This window comes from Paenibacillus alba (genome assembly GCF_013204855.1).
Lineage (GTDB): Bacteria > Bacillota > Bacilli > Paenibacillales > NBRC-103111 > Paenibacillus_E > Paenibacillus_E alba.
This window is the reverse complement of sequence record NZ_JABMKZ010000032.1, coordinates 22,580-35,865: the sequence shown is the minus strand read 5'-3', so window position 1 is coordinate 35,865 and position 13,286 is coordinate 22,580. Positions and strand designations below refer to the sequence as shown.

Annotated in this window: 18 protein-coding genes; 15 read left to right on the top strand and 3 right to left on the bottom strand. The window is 46.2% G+C overall.

Features of this window, described 5'->3' with window-relative positions:
* Positions 1–7: 7 nt before the first annotated feature.
* The 5 genes from HQN90_RS28645 to rsbW (HQN90_RS28625) all read left to right on the top strand — a co-directional run bounded on the left by HQN90_RS28645 (position 8) and on the right by rsbW (HQN90_RS28625) (position 4,014).
* The gene (locus HQN90_RS28645) at positions 8–1,192 is read left to right on the top strand and encodes a glucose-1-phosphate adenylyltransferase (protein ID WP_173225352.1); all 1,185 of its coding nucleotides are present in this window, start codon (positions 8–10) and stop codon (positions 1,190–1,192) included.
* A 57-nt stretch (positions 1,193–1,249) separates the two neighbouring features.
* Positions 1,250–2,401: a glucose-1-phosphate adenylyltransferase subunit GlgD gene (gene glgD / locus HQN90_RS28640; RefSeq protein ID WP_173225349.1), complete on the top strand. Its 1,152-nt coding sequence runs from the start codon at positions 1,250–1,252 to the stop codon at positions 2,399–2,401.
* Positions 2,402–2,430: 29 nt separating this feature from the next.
* On the top strand, positions 2,431–3,117 hold the full coding sequence (locus HQN90_RS28635) for a hypothetical protein (protein WP_173225346.1): 687 nt from the start codon (positions 2,431–2,433) through the stop codon (positions 3,115–3,117).
* 130 nt (positions 3,118–3,247) lie between these two features.
* Positions 3,248–3,580, top strand: a complete 333-nt coding sequence (locus HQN90_RS28630) for an STAS domain-containing protein (RefSeq protein ID WP_173225343.1) — start codon at positions 3,248–3,250, stop codon at positions 3,578–3,580.
* A complete protein-coding gene (rsbW, locus tag HQN90_RS28625) occupies positions 3,577–4,014 on the top strand; it encodes an anti-sigma B factor RsbW (RefSeq protein WP_173225340.1) in 438 nt (145 codons plus the stop codon). Before HQN90_RS28630 ends, rsbW (HQN90_RS28625) begins: the two co-directional genes overlap by 4 nt.
* 34 nt (positions 4,015–4,048) lie before the next feature.
* Here rsbW (HQN90_RS28625) and HQN90_RS28620 read toward each other — a convergent pair whose 3' ends face one another.
* Positions 4,049–4,507: a Dps family protein gene (locus tag HQN90_RS28620; RefSeq protein ID WP_246362891.1), complete on the bottom strand. Its 459-nt coding sequence runs from the start codon at positions 4,505–4,507 to the stop codon at positions 4,049–4,051.
* Positions 4,508–4,673: 166 nt separating this feature from the next.
* Between HQN90_RS28620 and HQN90_RS28615 the strand changes: the two genes are divergently transcribed.
* The 10 genes from HQN90_RS28615 to HQN90_RS28570 all read left to right on the top strand — a co-directional run bounded on the left by HQN90_RS28615 (position 4,674) and on the right by HQN90_RS28570 (position 12,697).
* On the top strand, positions 4,674–5,129 hold the full coding sequence (locus HQN90_RS28615) for a DUF948 domain-containing protein (protein WP_158082025.1): 456 nt from the start codon (positions 4,674–4,676) through the stop codon (positions 5,127–5,129).
* Between the two features lie 16 nt (positions 5,130–5,145).
* Complete coding sequence (locus HQN90_RS28610; RefSeq protein WP_173225335.1) at positions 5,146–5,517, top strand: STAS domain-containing protein; 372 nt, start codon at positions 5,146–5,148, stop codon at positions 5,515–5,517.
* Positions 5,514–5,972, top strand: a complete 459-nt coding sequence (gene rsbW / locus HQN90_RS28605; RefSeq protein ID WP_173225332.1) for an anti-sigma B factor RsbW — start codon at positions 5,514–5,516, stop codon at positions 5,970–5,972. Before HQN90_RS28610 ends, rsbW (HQN90_RS28605) begins: the two co-directional genes overlap by 4 nt.
* Positions 5,969–6,736, top strand: coding sequence for a sigma-70 family RNA polymerase sigma factor (locus HQN90_RS28600; protein ID WP_173225328.1), 768 nt, complete (start codon positions 5,969–5,971; stop codon positions 6,734–6,736). The genes rsbW (HQN90_RS28605) and HQN90_RS28600 overlap by 4 nt, the downstream gene beginning before the upstream one ends.
* Before the next feature lie 12 nt (positions 6,737–6,748).
* The gene (locus HQN90_RS28595; RefSeq protein ID WP_173225325.1) at positions 6,749–7,564 is read left to right on the top strand and encodes a PPK2 family polyphosphate kinase; all 816 of its coding nucleotides are present in this window, start codon (positions 6,749–6,751) and stop codon (positions 7,562–7,564) included.
* Positions 7,565–7,659: 95 nt separating this feature from the next.
* Positions 7,660–10,443 carry a CHASE3 domain-containing protein gene (locus tag HQN90_RS28590; RefSeq protein WP_173225323.1) on the top strand — a complete coding sequence of 928 codons (2,784 nt, stop codon included), beginning with the start codon at positions 7,660–7,662 and terminating at the stop codon, positions 10,441–10,443.
* Positions 10,413–11,300 (top strand): CheR family methyltransferase, encoded by an 888-nt coding sequence (locus HQN90_RS28585; RefSeq protein WP_173225503.1) that lies wholly within the window; start codon positions 10,413–10,415, stop codon positions 11,298–11,300. Before HQN90_RS28590 ends, HQN90_RS28585 begins: the two co-directional genes overlap by 31 nt.
* A gap of 130 nt (positions 11,301–11,430) precedes the next feature.
* Positions 11,431–11,994: a DUF1003 domain-containing protein gene (locus HQN90_RS28580; RefSeq protein WP_246362889.1), complete on the top strand. Its 564-nt coding sequence runs from the start codon at positions 11,431–11,433 to the stop codon at positions 11,992–11,994.
* A gap of 101 nt (positions 11,995–12,095) precedes the next feature.
* A complete protein-coding gene (locus tag HQN90_RS28575; protein ID WP_173225321.1) occupies positions 12,096–12,260 on the top strand; it encodes a DUF1328 domain-containing protein in 165 nt (54 codons plus the stop codon).
* Between the two features lie 56 nt (positions 12,261–12,316).
* On the top strand, positions 12,317–12,697 hold the full coding sequence (locus tag HQN90_RS28570) for a YflT domain-containing protein (protein WP_173225318.1): 381 nt from the start codon (positions 12,317–12,319) through the stop codon (positions 12,695–12,697).
* A 103-nt stretch (positions 12,698–12,800) separates the two neighbouring features.
* On the opposite strand, the gene HQN90_RS28565 is transcribed toward HQN90_RS28570, so the two are convergent.
* Both HQN90_RS28565 and HQN90_RS28560 read right to left on the bottom strand, forming a co-directional pair.
* Entirely contained in the window at positions 12,801–13,001 is a 201-nt protein-coding gene (locus HQN90_RS28565) for a cold-shock protein (RefSeq protein WP_079411000.1), read from the bottom strand.
* 66 nt (positions 13,002–13,067) lie between these two features.
* Positions 13,068–13,268, bottom strand: coding sequence for a cold-shock protein (locus HQN90_RS28560; RefSeq protein WP_079410998.1), 201 nt, complete (start codon positions 13,266–13,268; stop codon positions 13,068–13,070).
* Positions 13,269–13,286 lie beyond the last annotated feature (18 nt).

Below are 13,286 nucleotides of genomic sequence, written 5' to 3'. Positions count from 1 at the left end.
GAATGTCATGAAAAAACAAGAATGTGTAGCGATGCTTTTAGCTGGCGGTGAGGGGACTAGACTTAGCCCATTAACGAAAAATATAGCAAAACCAGCCGTTCATTTTGGCGGAAAATATAGAATTATCGATTTTACGTTGAGCAATTGCCGCAATTCCGGCATTGATACGGTGGGTGTGCTCACGCAGTATAAACCAGCCGTTTTGCATGCTCATATCGGCAATGGGGAAGCTTGGGGGATGGAGAGTGAGTCCGGCGGCATTTCTATTCTGGAAAGACAAGTTGGCGCGCCTAACGCTTATTCCGGTACAGCAGATGCCATCTATCAAAATCTATCCTATCTGCGGGCACATAATCCAAGCTATGTGTTGGTTATTTCCGGTGACCACATTTATAACATGGACTATCAAAAGATGCTGGAGCATCACAAAGCCTCGGGCGCCGATGCCACGCTTTCTGTGATTCCCGTGAAATGGGAGGAAGCGAGCCGCTTCGGGATTATGAGCACGGACGACGCTCACCGGGTCACCGGCTTTGCCGAGAAACCGGCTAAACCGACGAGCAACCTGGCTTCCATGGGGATTTATATTTTTAACTGGGAAGTGCTTCGCTCCTCACTGGAGATTGATGCGATGGATGAAGCCTCTACGCATGATTTTGGCAAAGATATTATCCCTGCGCTGCTGGATGCGGGTGCTTATTTGTCTGCATATCCTTTTGAAGGCTATTGGAAGGATGTTGGTACGATCGAGAGTCTCTGGGAGTCTCATATGGATCTGCTTGGCTATACGCCAAGGCTGCAGTTGGATCATGAGAATTGGCCGGTTTTCACCAAGGAACGTGGTGACGCCAAAAGTCATGTATCGCTCAGCGCTAGGGTAAATAACGCAGTTGTTGGCGATGGCACTTCTATTTATGGCAGTGTGAGTCATTCTGTGCTTTTTGATGGCGTGAGAGTGGGAGAGAACAGCAGGGTCTTGAACAGCGTAATTATGCCAGGTGTTCAGATCGGCAAAAATGCTCTTGTTCTGAATGCGATTGTCGGCGAAGGTACGATTATCAAAGATGGGGCCATTGTTGGCAAACCAGGCGGCTCGGAGCTGACTGTCATTGGGGAGAAAGCGATTATTGGTCGTCACTATCCTGCTTCGATTCCTGCGAAGCTGACGGGTACAAGGGTGAATTTCGGATAAGGCGAAATGCTTACGAAGCCAGTTTTGCTAAAGCAAAACTCTTAGGAGGAGTGAATCATGAAAAATGTTCTCGGTATGATCAATCTTATGGATGAACAGGATGATTTGTCGACGCTTACACGTAATCGCTGTGTGGCTGCGGTACCTTTTGCAGGCAAGTATAGGCTCGTTGACTTCGCACTTTCCAATATGAGCAATTCGGGCATTCAGAAGGTCGTTGTGTTGGCGAATTCCAAAGCAGAATCTTTGCTTGAGCATGTTGGCGATGGGCAGGATTGGGGGCTGGATGCGTCGCAGGAAGGGGGAGTATCCATTCTCCCGCCTGTTTCCTTGCGGATTGGTGACGCGGATCATCTACGCACGCTTGAGCATGGTGACCTCCTTCATCTGTACAGTCACTTGGATTATTTGAAGTCCTGTACGGAAACGTATATTTTGCTGGCTCCGAGCAGTGTAATTTACCGTTCTAATTTTGAAAATATGGTTGATTATCACCTCAGCAGCGGAGCGGAAATTACGGTTCTCTACAAAAATTTAACGGAGATCGACCGCCACGCGCATATTGGTCATGCGTACAATTTGGAAATGAATGACCATGGCCGTGTCATCCGGGCTGTTCCGACCTATCATGCCCTGCCAAGCTTAACGCTGCAGAATATTGACCTGGATACGATGGTGATCGAGCGTAAATTATTGATTGATCTTATCGAGAAGAGCATGAAGAGCGGCACGGAAATTTATTTGAAAAATGTGATTTGGGCCCATTTGGATGATATTTATGTGCAGGGCTATGCCAATCATGGCTATGTCGCGATCATGGATTCTGTGGATAGTTATTACGCGCATAGTATGCATCTGCTGCAGCCTCAGGGGTGGAAGCAGTTCATGATTAATCAGGAATCTGTCTACACGCGGAAAGAGGAAGAACAACAAATCGCTTGCCATCATCAAGCATTGGTCCGCAATTCCTTCGTCGCTCCAGGCTGCCGTATTGAAGGGTATGTGGAGAACAGCATCCTGTTCCCCGGTGTGACGATCGGCAGCGGTGCCAGCGTGAAAAATAGCGTGATCATGCACGATTGCACGATCGAAGCCAGCGCGTATTTGGATCGGGTCATTTTGGACAAGCAGGTCATTGTGGAGCGAGGGGCAGTCTTATGCGGACAGTATGCGCATCCCTTCGTGGCGGAGAAAAGCGGAATACTTTAATCCAAAGGTGAGAGTAGGGAGGATCGGATATGAACGTAATGATACGTGAGAAAGAAGCCCAGATGCTGACACACGTAACGGGCTATCACCGCCGCTTTTATAGACTAGCCTTGTTCGCTCTGGTGGTTACATTGATTTTGCTGGTGCTAAAAGGGACAAGCTCAGGGCGTATCGTTGAACCTGAAGCTGTTCTCTCGCCAGCGGTTATCAGCATGCTGCCAGAGGGATCAGACGATTCCTTCCTGCCCGTCTCACCGCCTAAACTTGCTGCGCAAGATGATGCCGGGGCTGGGGCCTATAATCTGAGCCAGGCTGCTAGCAGCAGCTCGATCCTGACGTCTTTGGTTAGTCTGGAAGGCATTTCATTGGAGGATAATACAGCAGATGTGACGGCTAAAAAGGGGGCTCCGCTTACAACAGTTGAGGACCCTCAATTCATAGGAGAAACCATTTATCAATATCCGGATGTCAATGTAGGCTTCTATGAAGATGTCGTTGCTTTTGTGCAAGTACCGGCACGGGCGGGCCGCATTCAAATTAATGATCAAGAAATCCCTTTAACGCTGACTGATGTCAAGCAACTGCTTGGCGAGCCTGATTTTGTAGCGGAGGATGGGGTTGTTTTTCAAAGGAAGGAAGCGCTGATTAAACTTTTTATGCAGCCTGATACGCAGGATCTTATCTCCATTGATTATTATCATCTTTCGAGCACCTAACCGCGACAGCTGGCCACTTTGGCCAGCTTGAACTTGTTTGCGGGAGATCGTGCTGTTGTAAACATAACTTGTGAAACGCCAAGGGTATTGTTACTATTTAGAAGAAGAATAACTTAAAGGAGTGTGGCTCATGTCAGCGGAAAAGTTCCAGGTTGATCAACAAGAATCGGAAGAATCCATACAGCTTCATATCAGAGGGGAGCTGGATTTGGCGGCAGCTCTAACTTTCCGGCATGCACTCGAAGAGGTTGTCCATCGGGCGGATAAAGCGTTAATTCTAGATGTAGGGCAGTTAAGGTATATTGATAGCACAGGCATCGGGATTGTGGTATCAGCGCTGAAAATTAGGGATGAGCTGAAAGCGCCTTTCAGTGTTCGCAATATTCCGGCCAGCATCAGAAAGCTCTTTGATCTGACGGGAATTTCCGGATTCTTAAACGAAGGGATCGAAGGCAGAGCATGAATGTCGTTCGCTTAAAGATACCCGCTACAGCGGAATACTTAGATATCGTCCGACTCAGCCTGTATGGCGTTGCCACTAAATTAGGATTTTCCTATGAAGATATTGAAGATATGAAAGTTGCCGTTTCCGAAGCTTGCAACAATGCGGTGCTGCACGGGGAACCGGAGAGCGGCCATGCCGGGCAAATTGAGATTAGCTATGAGTCCGGTGACGGGAAATTGGTTGTGAAAGTGAAGGATGACGGTACAGGTTTCAATTATCAAGAACACAGTGAGAATGCGGCACCGCTAGCAGGAGCTTCACCCAGTGAACTTCAGCCCGGTGGCCTTGGTATTTATTTGATGCAGGCGTTGATGGACGAAGTTGTCGTCAATACCGATGCGGGTACCGAAGTTACACTCGTGAAATATGTGCAAACACAAATAACGGATTGACGGGAAACCGTCAATCCGTTATTTTGTTCATCTCTTATTTTCCCAGAAAAGCTTCCAGCATCCAGCTGTGTTTCTCCAGGGATGAGCGAATGCCGATGAGGAGATCTGCCGTGGGCTGATCTTTATTCTCTTCAGCGAGCTCAATGCCTTCCGTCAGTTCGGAGCAGACGAGCGAGAAGTCATTGGCCAACTGCTTCACCATCTGTTCAGCCGTCTCATCATTTTTGGCTTCTTTGACGGAAGCCTTCTCCAGATGCTGCGTCAAGGTTGCCGTAGGGATCGCGCGAAGCGACAGCATTCTTTCGGCAATTACATCGAGATGCAAGCCAGCTTCGGTATACAATTCTTCGAATTTGATATGTAAGGTGAAGAAGTTTTCGCCTTTTACGTACCAGTGGTAATTATGAATTTTCATATACAGAACAGAGAAGTTAGCGACTTGCTTGTCCAGAATTTCTGTAATCGGATTAGCTTTGGTTGCGACTTTTACCATGTGAAATCCCTCCATTTAATTCGTATAGGTGTGTATAGAATAACAATACCCAACTATAGAAAGCTTGAAACAAAAGAAAAGTAAAGTGAAATTTTCTTGGCTAACCTGTTTCATTTTTAGACAAGGGGGGTAACTATAAGTAATTAAGCAGACAGGGGTGATGGAAATGTTAATACAAATTAGTGCGATAATTGTTGCCGTTGCGTTTGTATTTCTCGTCTTTTACTTAATACAAACCTTGAAATCACTGAAGCATTCCTTGGATGAGATCACATCCACCATGGGCCAAATGAAAAATGAAGTGACACAAATCAGTTCAGAAGTACAGGATGTTATTCTCAATACGAATGAGATGGCGATAGATGTACGCGTTAAGTTGGCTAAACTTAATCATCTTTTCGGCTCCGTTAACGATGTTGGCCAAGTCATTCATGAATTAACAACGTCCGTGAAACAATCGGCAACAAGCTTGATTTCAGCTGTGAAGCAAACGAGTATAATGAAAGAAGGAGCAAAGCCAAGCCCCAAATGGCAAGCGATTATTCAAGGCGCAGCGATTTCCTTCGATATGTGGCAAAAAATGAAAACCAAAAAATCACCGCATACAGGTGTTATGAAATAGTGAGAGGGGTCATCTTGTGAACGCAATACGGAAATTTACAGTCTACAAACAATCCAATGGCAAAGAGAACATTATTTATTTAAGTGGGGAGTTGGATTTGTCCGCGGCATCCGAGCTGGCGGCGGTGCTTGATTCCGTCGTTAATCAAGAGAATCAGAGTCTTACGCTGGATTTAAGAGAGCTGCGTTATATTGATAGCACCGGGATCGGCATGTTCGTTTCTGTGCTCAAAGTGAGAGCATCCATGAAAGCAGCCTTCCATATTCAGCATATTCCGGCCAAAATTCAGCGGTTGTTTGATTTAACAGGCGTGTCACGATATTTCGTGAATAGCAATTCGCCAACGGCAAATCAGCGTGCGACAGAAAGGAAAGAAGAAATCATATGACGACCCCATACATTGGCCTTACCATACCGGCAAAAGCGGAGTATTTAGATATCGTTCGCTTAACGCTTTACGGCGTTGCCACCAAAGCTGGTTTCTCCTTTGAAGATATTGAAGATATGAAGGTAGCCGTGGCAGAAGCCTGCAATAATGCGATTCTTCATGCTTATGAAGATCAGATTGGGACCGTTGAGGTTCAGTTTGAGCATAGTGAGGGCTATTTGAGAATATCGGTAAAAGACGAGGGCAATAGTTTTAATTATGTCCAAACAGACCCTGATGAAGCTACCCTGCATCACAAGTCAATTAGCGAAGCGACAGTTGGCGGTTTAGGTCTCTTCCTGATGCAAGCCCTGATGGATGATGTTCAGGTTCGTACGAACAGCGGTAAAGGGACTGAGGTTATTTTGTTGAAACATTTGGCAGGGCAGCTGAATAGAAAAGAGGAAATGGTATGAATGCCAATGCATCGTCCTCAAAGCCTATATATGAAATGTATTTGAAAATGAAAATCTACAGAGAAACTGCTTGCCAAGAGACGGCTACGGCACTGCTGCTGCATTATGAACCTATTGTTCGTATGGCAGTCGGCAAGATGTCGCGAAGCCGTCCTGATTTGTATGAAGATCTATTTCAAGTTGGGCAGATGTCGATGCTCCGGCTTTTCGCCAATTACGATAGCTCAATGGAAATTCCATTCGAAGCCTATGCGATGAAAAGCCTGATTGGTCATCTCAAAAATTATTTGCGTGACAAGTCATGGTACATACAGGTTCCAAGGCGCATTAAAGAAAAAGGTTCAATGGTTCAACGGGCATTGGATGAATTGACGGTCAAATTCGAACGTTCGCCAAGCATTGATGAAATTGCTGCTTACTTAGAGCTGAGCTCGGAAGAAACGATTGAGATTCTGGCGGGCCGTGATTATTATAATTATACGTCCCTGGATACGCCGCTCACGAGCGAAGGCGACAGTGCCACGATCGGGGATATGATTGCAGGTCCGACCGACGATTATACCACTTTGGAAAGACGAATGGATCTTGAGGAAGCCATGACGTGCTTGAAGGAAGAAGAGCGCACTGTTATTGGCCTCATCTACCATGAAGGGCAATCGCAGCGGCAAATTGCCGATCAGTTGGGAATTTCTCAGATGAGTGTATCACGTATACAGAAACGGGCAATAGATAAGCTAAAGACAGTTATGATTGAGAACTCATAGGGGGGCACGTTGATGCAAGGCAGCCAATTTCGTTTGGAACACGGGAAAAAAGTGCGTTTAGCCAATATGGATCCGAATGAAACTGGATCGCTTCACGATCGAGAAGAGGCTGAACCCAATATCGAACGGTTGAAGGAACGATTAGAAGGTTTGCAAAATATGCTGTACGCCGAGAAGAAGCAATCTGTTCTCTTTGTGATTCAGGGCATGGACTGCAGCGGCAAAGACGGGGTTGTGAAGCGAGCGCTGGGAGGCTTGCATCCGCAAGGCTTTCAAGTCCATAGCTTCCGGACGCCAACAGAAGAAGAAGAAGCGCATGATTTCTTATGGCGGGCCCACAGAATTGTGCCGGCCAAAGGCATGATAGGTGCATTTATTCGTTCTTATTACGAAGATGTTCTGATCACTAGAACACATAAGTGGATCAGTGAGGCGGAAGTGAAGAAACGGCTCAAACATATCAATCGTTTCGAGAAACTGCTGGAGAGCAGTGGTGTGAAGATCGTGAAGATTTTCTTGCACATCTCCAAGGATTTCCAACTTGCGAAGCTGCGCAACCGCTTAACGGACGAGACGAAGCGATGGAAATTCGATAAGAACGATCTTGTGGAGCGCGAATCATGGAGCGCTTATGAGGAAGCGTATGAAGACGTATTCAAACAATGCAGCACGGAGTCGGCTCCTTGGTATGTTGTGCCGGCCAATCATCGTTGGTACCGAGATCTAGCTGTTTTGCAAATTGCTGTGGAGGCGTTAGAAAGCATGCGATTAGCTTATCCGGTTTCTGATCCCGAGTTGGATCAATTGCTTGAACAACTGCAAGAATAATGGGGAATCTTCTCTATTAGCTCCTTGAATATGGTATAGTGAGAGTAGTAGAATGTTAACATAACATTCGGTGCGAACTATACTAGGAGGCAATCATGCTTAAATCTTTGCAGGTGAATATACGGGCCAAAATTATAGTTGGATATGTATTTATTATCATATGCTTGGGGCTCTCACTTCTTGTTGTAAGTGACCGCGTCAATTCCCTTCAGAAGGAAGTTGATTTCGTATCCAAACATGATATCGAAGTACATGATCTGCTGAATCTAGTTCAGAAAAATATGCTGGATATGGAAACAGGTATGCGCGGTTATATCATTACGGGTGACTCGCAGTATTTAGAGCCTTATGACAGCGGGAGCCGAACATGGCTTGATAACTATAATAAACTTCATCAATTGCTGGATGACAATCCCGCGCAGCAAAAAAACTTAGAGCAGATCAAGCCTACGATTCAAAACTGGGTTAAGAATGCCGGGGAAGCTATGATTAAGGCGAAAACGGATAATAATCAGAAAGCGATCAATGATTTTTTTAGCCAAAACAATGGTAAAAAGGTGATGGATCAACTTCGTACGATGTTTGAGTCCTTTCTAATAACTGAGAATAAATTAACCGTTGCTAGAGTTAACCAATTAGCTGATAGCAATACTAATCTTCGTATTGTTCTTTTTTCCGTTTTGGGCATCATTTCAATTTTTGCTATTGTTGTGGCCTTATTGTTATCTAGTTCGATTACCAATACGATTAAACAAGTCATTCGAACCATTAAAGACATTACGGCCTCAGAAGGCAATTTGAATACTAGAATCGAAGTGAAAACCAATGATGAGATCAAAGAGCTGGCCGAAGCCACCAATGAGTTGTTGGCAAGCTTGGAGAAGCAGAGTTGGGTTCAGATACATTTAACCGAAGTTGCTACCTTGTATCAAGGAATCAACGAAATTAAACTATTGAGCGAAACCTTCGTAAGCAAGCTTGCTCCGCTGCTCAATAGCGTGTATGGCGTTGTTTATTTGCGTGAGAATATCGACGGTCATTCGCATTTTGTGAGAATAGCGAGCTATGCGGCGGCGGGGGAAGACCCGTCGGCGAACAGCTTCCGATTAGGTGAAGGGATCGTTGGCCAATGCGCCTTGGATCAACGAATTTTCCTGATGGATAACCTGCCGGAGAATCATGTGAAAATGACGTCCGGCTTAGGGGTTTCCGTACCGCGTGCTTTGCTTGTCGCGCCCATCATGGTCGATGGTCATACCGAGGCTGTCATTGAATTAGCTTCGATGCAGCCATTTCAATCCCAGCACCTTACCTTGATGGATTCACTTCAAGAAAAATTCGGTTCAGCGATTGTCAACGTTCGCAGCCGAATGGAAGTCGAGCGTTTGCTATCGGAATCACAGATGTTGACCGAAGAGCTTCAAGCGCAGTCTGAGGAGCTTCAGGCGCAGTCGGAAGAGCTTCAGATGCAGCAGGAAGAGCTGCGTATGACCAATGAGTTCTTGGAGGAGCAGAATCATTTCTCTGAGCAAAGAGCGCTGGAGTTGAAGAAAGCCAAGGACGAATTGGAAGAATTCTCACTGAAACTGCAAACGAGCTCGCAGTACAAATCCGATTTCCTCGCCAATATGTCCCACGAGCTTCGCACACCGCTCAACAGCATTATGATTCTATCGCAAATGCTGGCCGAAAATAACGGGGACATGCAAATGTCCGAGGTTGTTGATTATTCGCGTGTTGTTTATGCAGCAGGGAATGATCTGTTGGCGCTCATTGATGATATCCTTGATTTATCCAAGGTAGAAGCGGGCAAAATTGAAATCATGACCGATGAGTTCAATGTGACCGAAATGCCGCAGTTGATGAAATTAATGTTTGATCCTGTAGCGGAAAAGAAAGGCTTGGAATTCGCTGTTCTTTTGGAAGAAGATGTGCCGAACGTCATGCTGACGGATGGCCAGCGATTGCAGCAAATCGTTAAAAATCTGCTTTCCAATGCGTTCAAATTCACGGAGCAAGGCTCCGTAACGATGCGCATTGCGCTGGCTGATCCGTCTCGTGTGCAAGAGCTTCTTCATCGAGATCCGGAAGAGCCAGTACTCGCTATCTCTATTACGGATACAGGCATAGGGATTCCAATCGATAAGCAGCAGGTAATCTTTGAAGCGTTCCGTCAGGTGGATGGCACAACGAACCGTCAATACGGCGGAACTGGACTTGGTTTATCCATTTGCCGTGAATTTACACGACTGTTGGGTGGATCGATTGTTGTCAAAAGCGAAGTGAATAAAGGCAGTACGTTCACGCTTTACATTCCTAACGCTCCGGAATCCGATCAAGAGGAACATATGACGGGATATCCAGCTGGCGAAATTGCCGCGGCAGGCGAACATACCGAAATCGTGACGATAGAGGCGCTATCTTCGGAATTCCTCGATCTGACGGATGAGTCTCCAGTGTCAGAAGCGATTAAATCGGATGCTCAGCTGTTCCAAGGCAAAAAAATCCTGCTGGTAGATGATGATGCGCGCAACGTATTCGCACTGGTCACAGCGCTTGAGATGAAAGGCGTGACCGTGGATGTGGCGGATCACGGCAAACAGGCGCTGGAGATTTTGCAAGGGCAAACGGAATATGATCTCGTGTTGATGGACATCATGATGCCTGTTATGGGCGGTTACGAAGCGATGCAGGCTATTCGAGGTCAATTATTGATGAATGATCTTCCTATTATTGCTTTGACAGCCAAGGCAATGAAAAGTGAGAAGGAGAAATGCCTCGAGGCCGGCGCATCCGACTATATTACGAAACCGTTGAATATGGATCAATTGTTCTCGCTCATGCGGGTATGGTTGACGAAGCAGGTGAAGAAGCGTTGAATCACACGGATGAGCCCGGCGAATTGAACGAGCTGTCTTACAATGAAGAACTGCAAAATGTTGAAATAAACTTGCTGTTGGAAGGCATGTATCAAATGTATGGCTTCGATTTTCGCCATTATGTGCGCTCCTCGCTGCGCAGGCGAATTATCAATCGGATGAGAGCAGAGAAGCTGCCGACGGTTACGGCTGTTTTAGAAAAAATATTGCATGAACCCGGTTTTGTGGATCTGCTGTTGAATGACTTGTCGATCCGAGTGACCGAAATGTTCAGAGATCCTAGCTTCTTTCGTGCTTTCCGTACGTATGTGGTTCCCGAGTTGCGGCAGTATCCCGAGATTCGAATCTGGCATGCTGGCTGCGCAACGGGTGAGGAAGTGTACTCGATGGCCATCCTTATGCAGGAGGAGGGATTGGCGGAGAAAACGCGGATTTATGCGACGGATATGAATGAGAAAGCGATTGAATCCGCGCAAAAGGGAGCTTTCCCGCTGAAGCAGATGCAAGCCTTCACCAAGAATTATCTGGATTCCGGCGGCGAAAAAGCGTTCTCCGAGTACTACATGACGGACCATCAATATGCCTATTTCCAGCCATTGATGAAGGAAAATCTTATTTTTGCTCAGCATAATCTGGTGACAGACGGCTCGTTCAATGAGTTCCATGTCATCCTCTGCCGCAATGTGATGATCTATTTCGACAACAAGCTGCAGAAGAAGGTACACAGCCTCTTCTATGACAGCTTAACGTCGGGAGGCTTTCTGGGATTAGGCAATAAGGAATCCATTCTGTTCATACCGGAAGGCGTGAACTATGATGAGTTCGCCCCTCAGGAACGCATTTATCGGAAGAAATAACGCACCGCTTTTGATGATAGTAATCATCAAAGGCGGTTTTTTGTTCTGAATATAAGGTTGTTTCACAAGCTGGCGGAAGGTTTAAGTAAGAAGTAGCGCGTACCTTGGACATAGAAAGAAGGGAATTGAAATGAGCGAAGAGCTGGATCGAGAGGAAATAAGCGGAGCTTGCACACCGGAGCAGCTGGTGCAGGAATTGGAGCAGGATCAGAGCACCCAGCTGGACATGGAACAGCTAGACCGAATTAAGCTGATGGTTAGAGAGTATCAAGGCAACATCAAATCGCATTTGACGCAGCAGCAAGAGAAGAAAGCATCATGGGCGGATCGTCTAGCTGACAATATCGCGACTTTCGGCGGGAGCTGGACATTTATTGTGCTATTCAGCTTATTCCTACTGGGTTGGATGGCTATTAATCTTACGGCAATCGCTTATGATAAGCCGCCATTCATTCTGCTCAATTTGATTTTGTCCTGTATTGCGGCCTTCCAAGCCCCTGTCATTCTAATGAGCCAGAACCGCCAAGCAGCGAGGGATAAGCAGGAGGCCATCCTTGATTTTGCCATTAACTATCGCGCCGAACAGGAGAATATCGAGTTGAAAACTCTGCTGGAACGTCTCGATCAAAGAATGGAAAGGCTGGAGCAGCAAGGCTTAGAACGAAGTTCAGATAGAAGCCCAGAAGAAGAATAGCCTCATTATTTGAATAAGACATGTTTCACAGCGGGGCCAAGCGGGTAATAAAAGACATAGCAAGATCAACACAAATTGAAAGTAAAGAGAGGGTGTTTCCTATGTTGGGTTGGGCCATTATGTTTCTCATCATTGCGCTCGTAGCTGGTGTTTTCGGATTTTTTGGGATTGTCTCAGCAGCAGTAGGGATTGCCAAAGTTTTATTCTTTGTCTTCTTGATTATGTTCGTGGTATCCCTGATTTTCGGCAGACGCAGCCGTATTTAGTTCCGTTGACCACCGCTTCAACCTTATAAATAAGATGCGAAAGAGGAGGAATAATCATGAATACTTATACTAGAGTGAGTGTGACGGCGAATCTTCAAGAAGCGCAGAGCAAGGTGCAGCAGTTGTACAGGGAAGGCTTTGAACGGGATCACATCTATGTGCTGACGCATAGTGCCGAAGGTACAGACTTCGTAGCGAATTACACAGGTGCCGAGAAGATCACGATGGCTGAGGAAGGTGTGATTACCTCTATCGCGAATCTCTTCCGTTCTCGCGGCGATGAGCTGCGGGCCAAGATGAAAGCACTTGGCGTGCCCGAGGTAGAGGCTAGCCGGCTGGAGGGTGAGCTGGATAAGGGGAAAATCCTTGTGTTGGCTACACCAACAACAGAAGTGAATTCGTACAGCACCGAAGATTTTCAACGGACTATTTTATAAAAGTGAGTAAAAGGACTCCTTCTGGGAGTCCTTTTACGGTTTGCAACCGAAGAGAAGCCCTCACGACTCCATGTAGGAGAAGTAAGGGCTTCGGATACAACGTTCATCGCCTGCTGCTTGTGTTCGATAAGGTTGGGAGCATCTTTAAATCCTTGACCATGGATGAATGACAAATTGGACATTCCGGACTATCCGCGAATGAAAAGTTATCCCTCATCCAACATGAGCACTGTTCCGTGCTGCAGGTCCAGATGCTGGTTTGCTCTTCAGGAACAGGTTCCAACGATTTCTTTGAAAAGTACAATCGAACTCCTCCTTGTCATATTAGACTCAGACTCGCAAGCAGTTTATAGCAATATGTGGTGAAGGACTACAGCTTGACTACATTTTCAGCTTGCGGTCCGCGGTTACCTTGCGTAACTTCAAATTGTACGCGTTCGCCTTCATCCAGGCTCTTGAAGCCTTCTCCCGTAATGGCGCTGAAGTGAACGAATACATCCTTACCGCCTTCCATTTCAATAAAACCAAAACCTTTTTCTGCATTAAACCATTTCACTGTACCTGTTTCCATGTAGACATAAACCTCCAA

Coding starts and splice junctions, on each gene's coding strand:
- glgD (WP_173225349.1), top strand. CDS start 1,250: ATGAAAAATGTTCTCGGTATGATCAATCTTATGGATGAACAGGATGAT.
- HQN90_RS28570 (WP_173225318.1), top strand. CDS start 12,317: ATGAATACTTATACTAGAGTGAGTGTGACGGCGAATCTTCAAGAAGCG.
- HQN90_RS28575 (WP_173225321.1), top strand. CDS start 12,096: ATGTTGGGTTGGGCCATTATGTTTCTCATCATTGCGCTCGTAGCTGGT.
- HQN90_RS28635 (WP_173225346.1), top strand. CDS start 2,431: ATGAACGTAATGATACGTGAGAAAGAAGCCCAGATGCTGACACACGTA.
- HQN90_RS28630 (WP_173225343.1), top strand. CDS start 3,248: ATGTCAGCGGAAAAGTTCCAGGTTGATCAACAAGAATCGGAAGAATCC.
- HQN90_RS28600 (WP_173225328.1), top strand. CDS start 5,969: ATGAATGCCAATGCATCGTCCTCAAAGCCTATATATGAAATGTATTTG.
- HQN90_RS28585 (WP_173225503.1), top strand. CDS start 10,413: ATGGTTGACGAAGCAGGTGAAGAAGCGTTGAATCACACGGATGAGCCC.
- HQN90_RS28580 (WP_246362889.1), top strand. CDS start 11,431: ATGAGCGAAGAGCTGGATCGAGAGGAAATAAGCGGAGCTTGCACACCG.
- HQN90_RS28595 (WP_173225325.1), top strand. CDS start 6,749: ATGCAAGGCAGCCAATTTCGTTTGGAACACGGGAAAAAAGTGCGTTTA.
- rsbW (WP_173225332.1), top strand. CDS start 5,514: ATGACGACCCCATACATTGGCCTTACCATACCGGCAAAAGCGGAGTAT.
- HQN90_RS28590 (WP_173225323.1), top strand. CDS start 7,660: ATGCTTAAATCTTTGCAGGTGAATATACGGGCCAAAATTATAGTTGGA.
- HQN90_RS28560 (WP_079410998.1), bottom strand. CDS start 13,268: ATGGAAACAGGTACAGTGAAATGGTTTAATGCAGAAAAAGGTTTTGGT.
- HQN90_RS28645 (WP_173225352.1), top strand. CDS start 8: ATGAAAAAACAAGAATGTGTAGCGATGCTTTTAGCTGGCGGTGAGGGG.
- HQN90_RS28620 (WP_246362891.1), bottom strand. CDS start 4,507: ATGGTAAAAGTCGCAACCAAAGCTAATCCGATTACAGAAATTCTGGAC.
- rsbW (WP_173225340.1), top strand. CDS start 3,577: ATGAATGTCGTTCGCTTAAAGATACCCGCTACAGCGGAATACTTAGAT.
- HQN90_RS28615 (WP_158082025.1), top strand. CDS start 4,674: ATGTTAATACAAATTAGTGCGATAATTGTTGCCGTTGCGTTTGTATTT.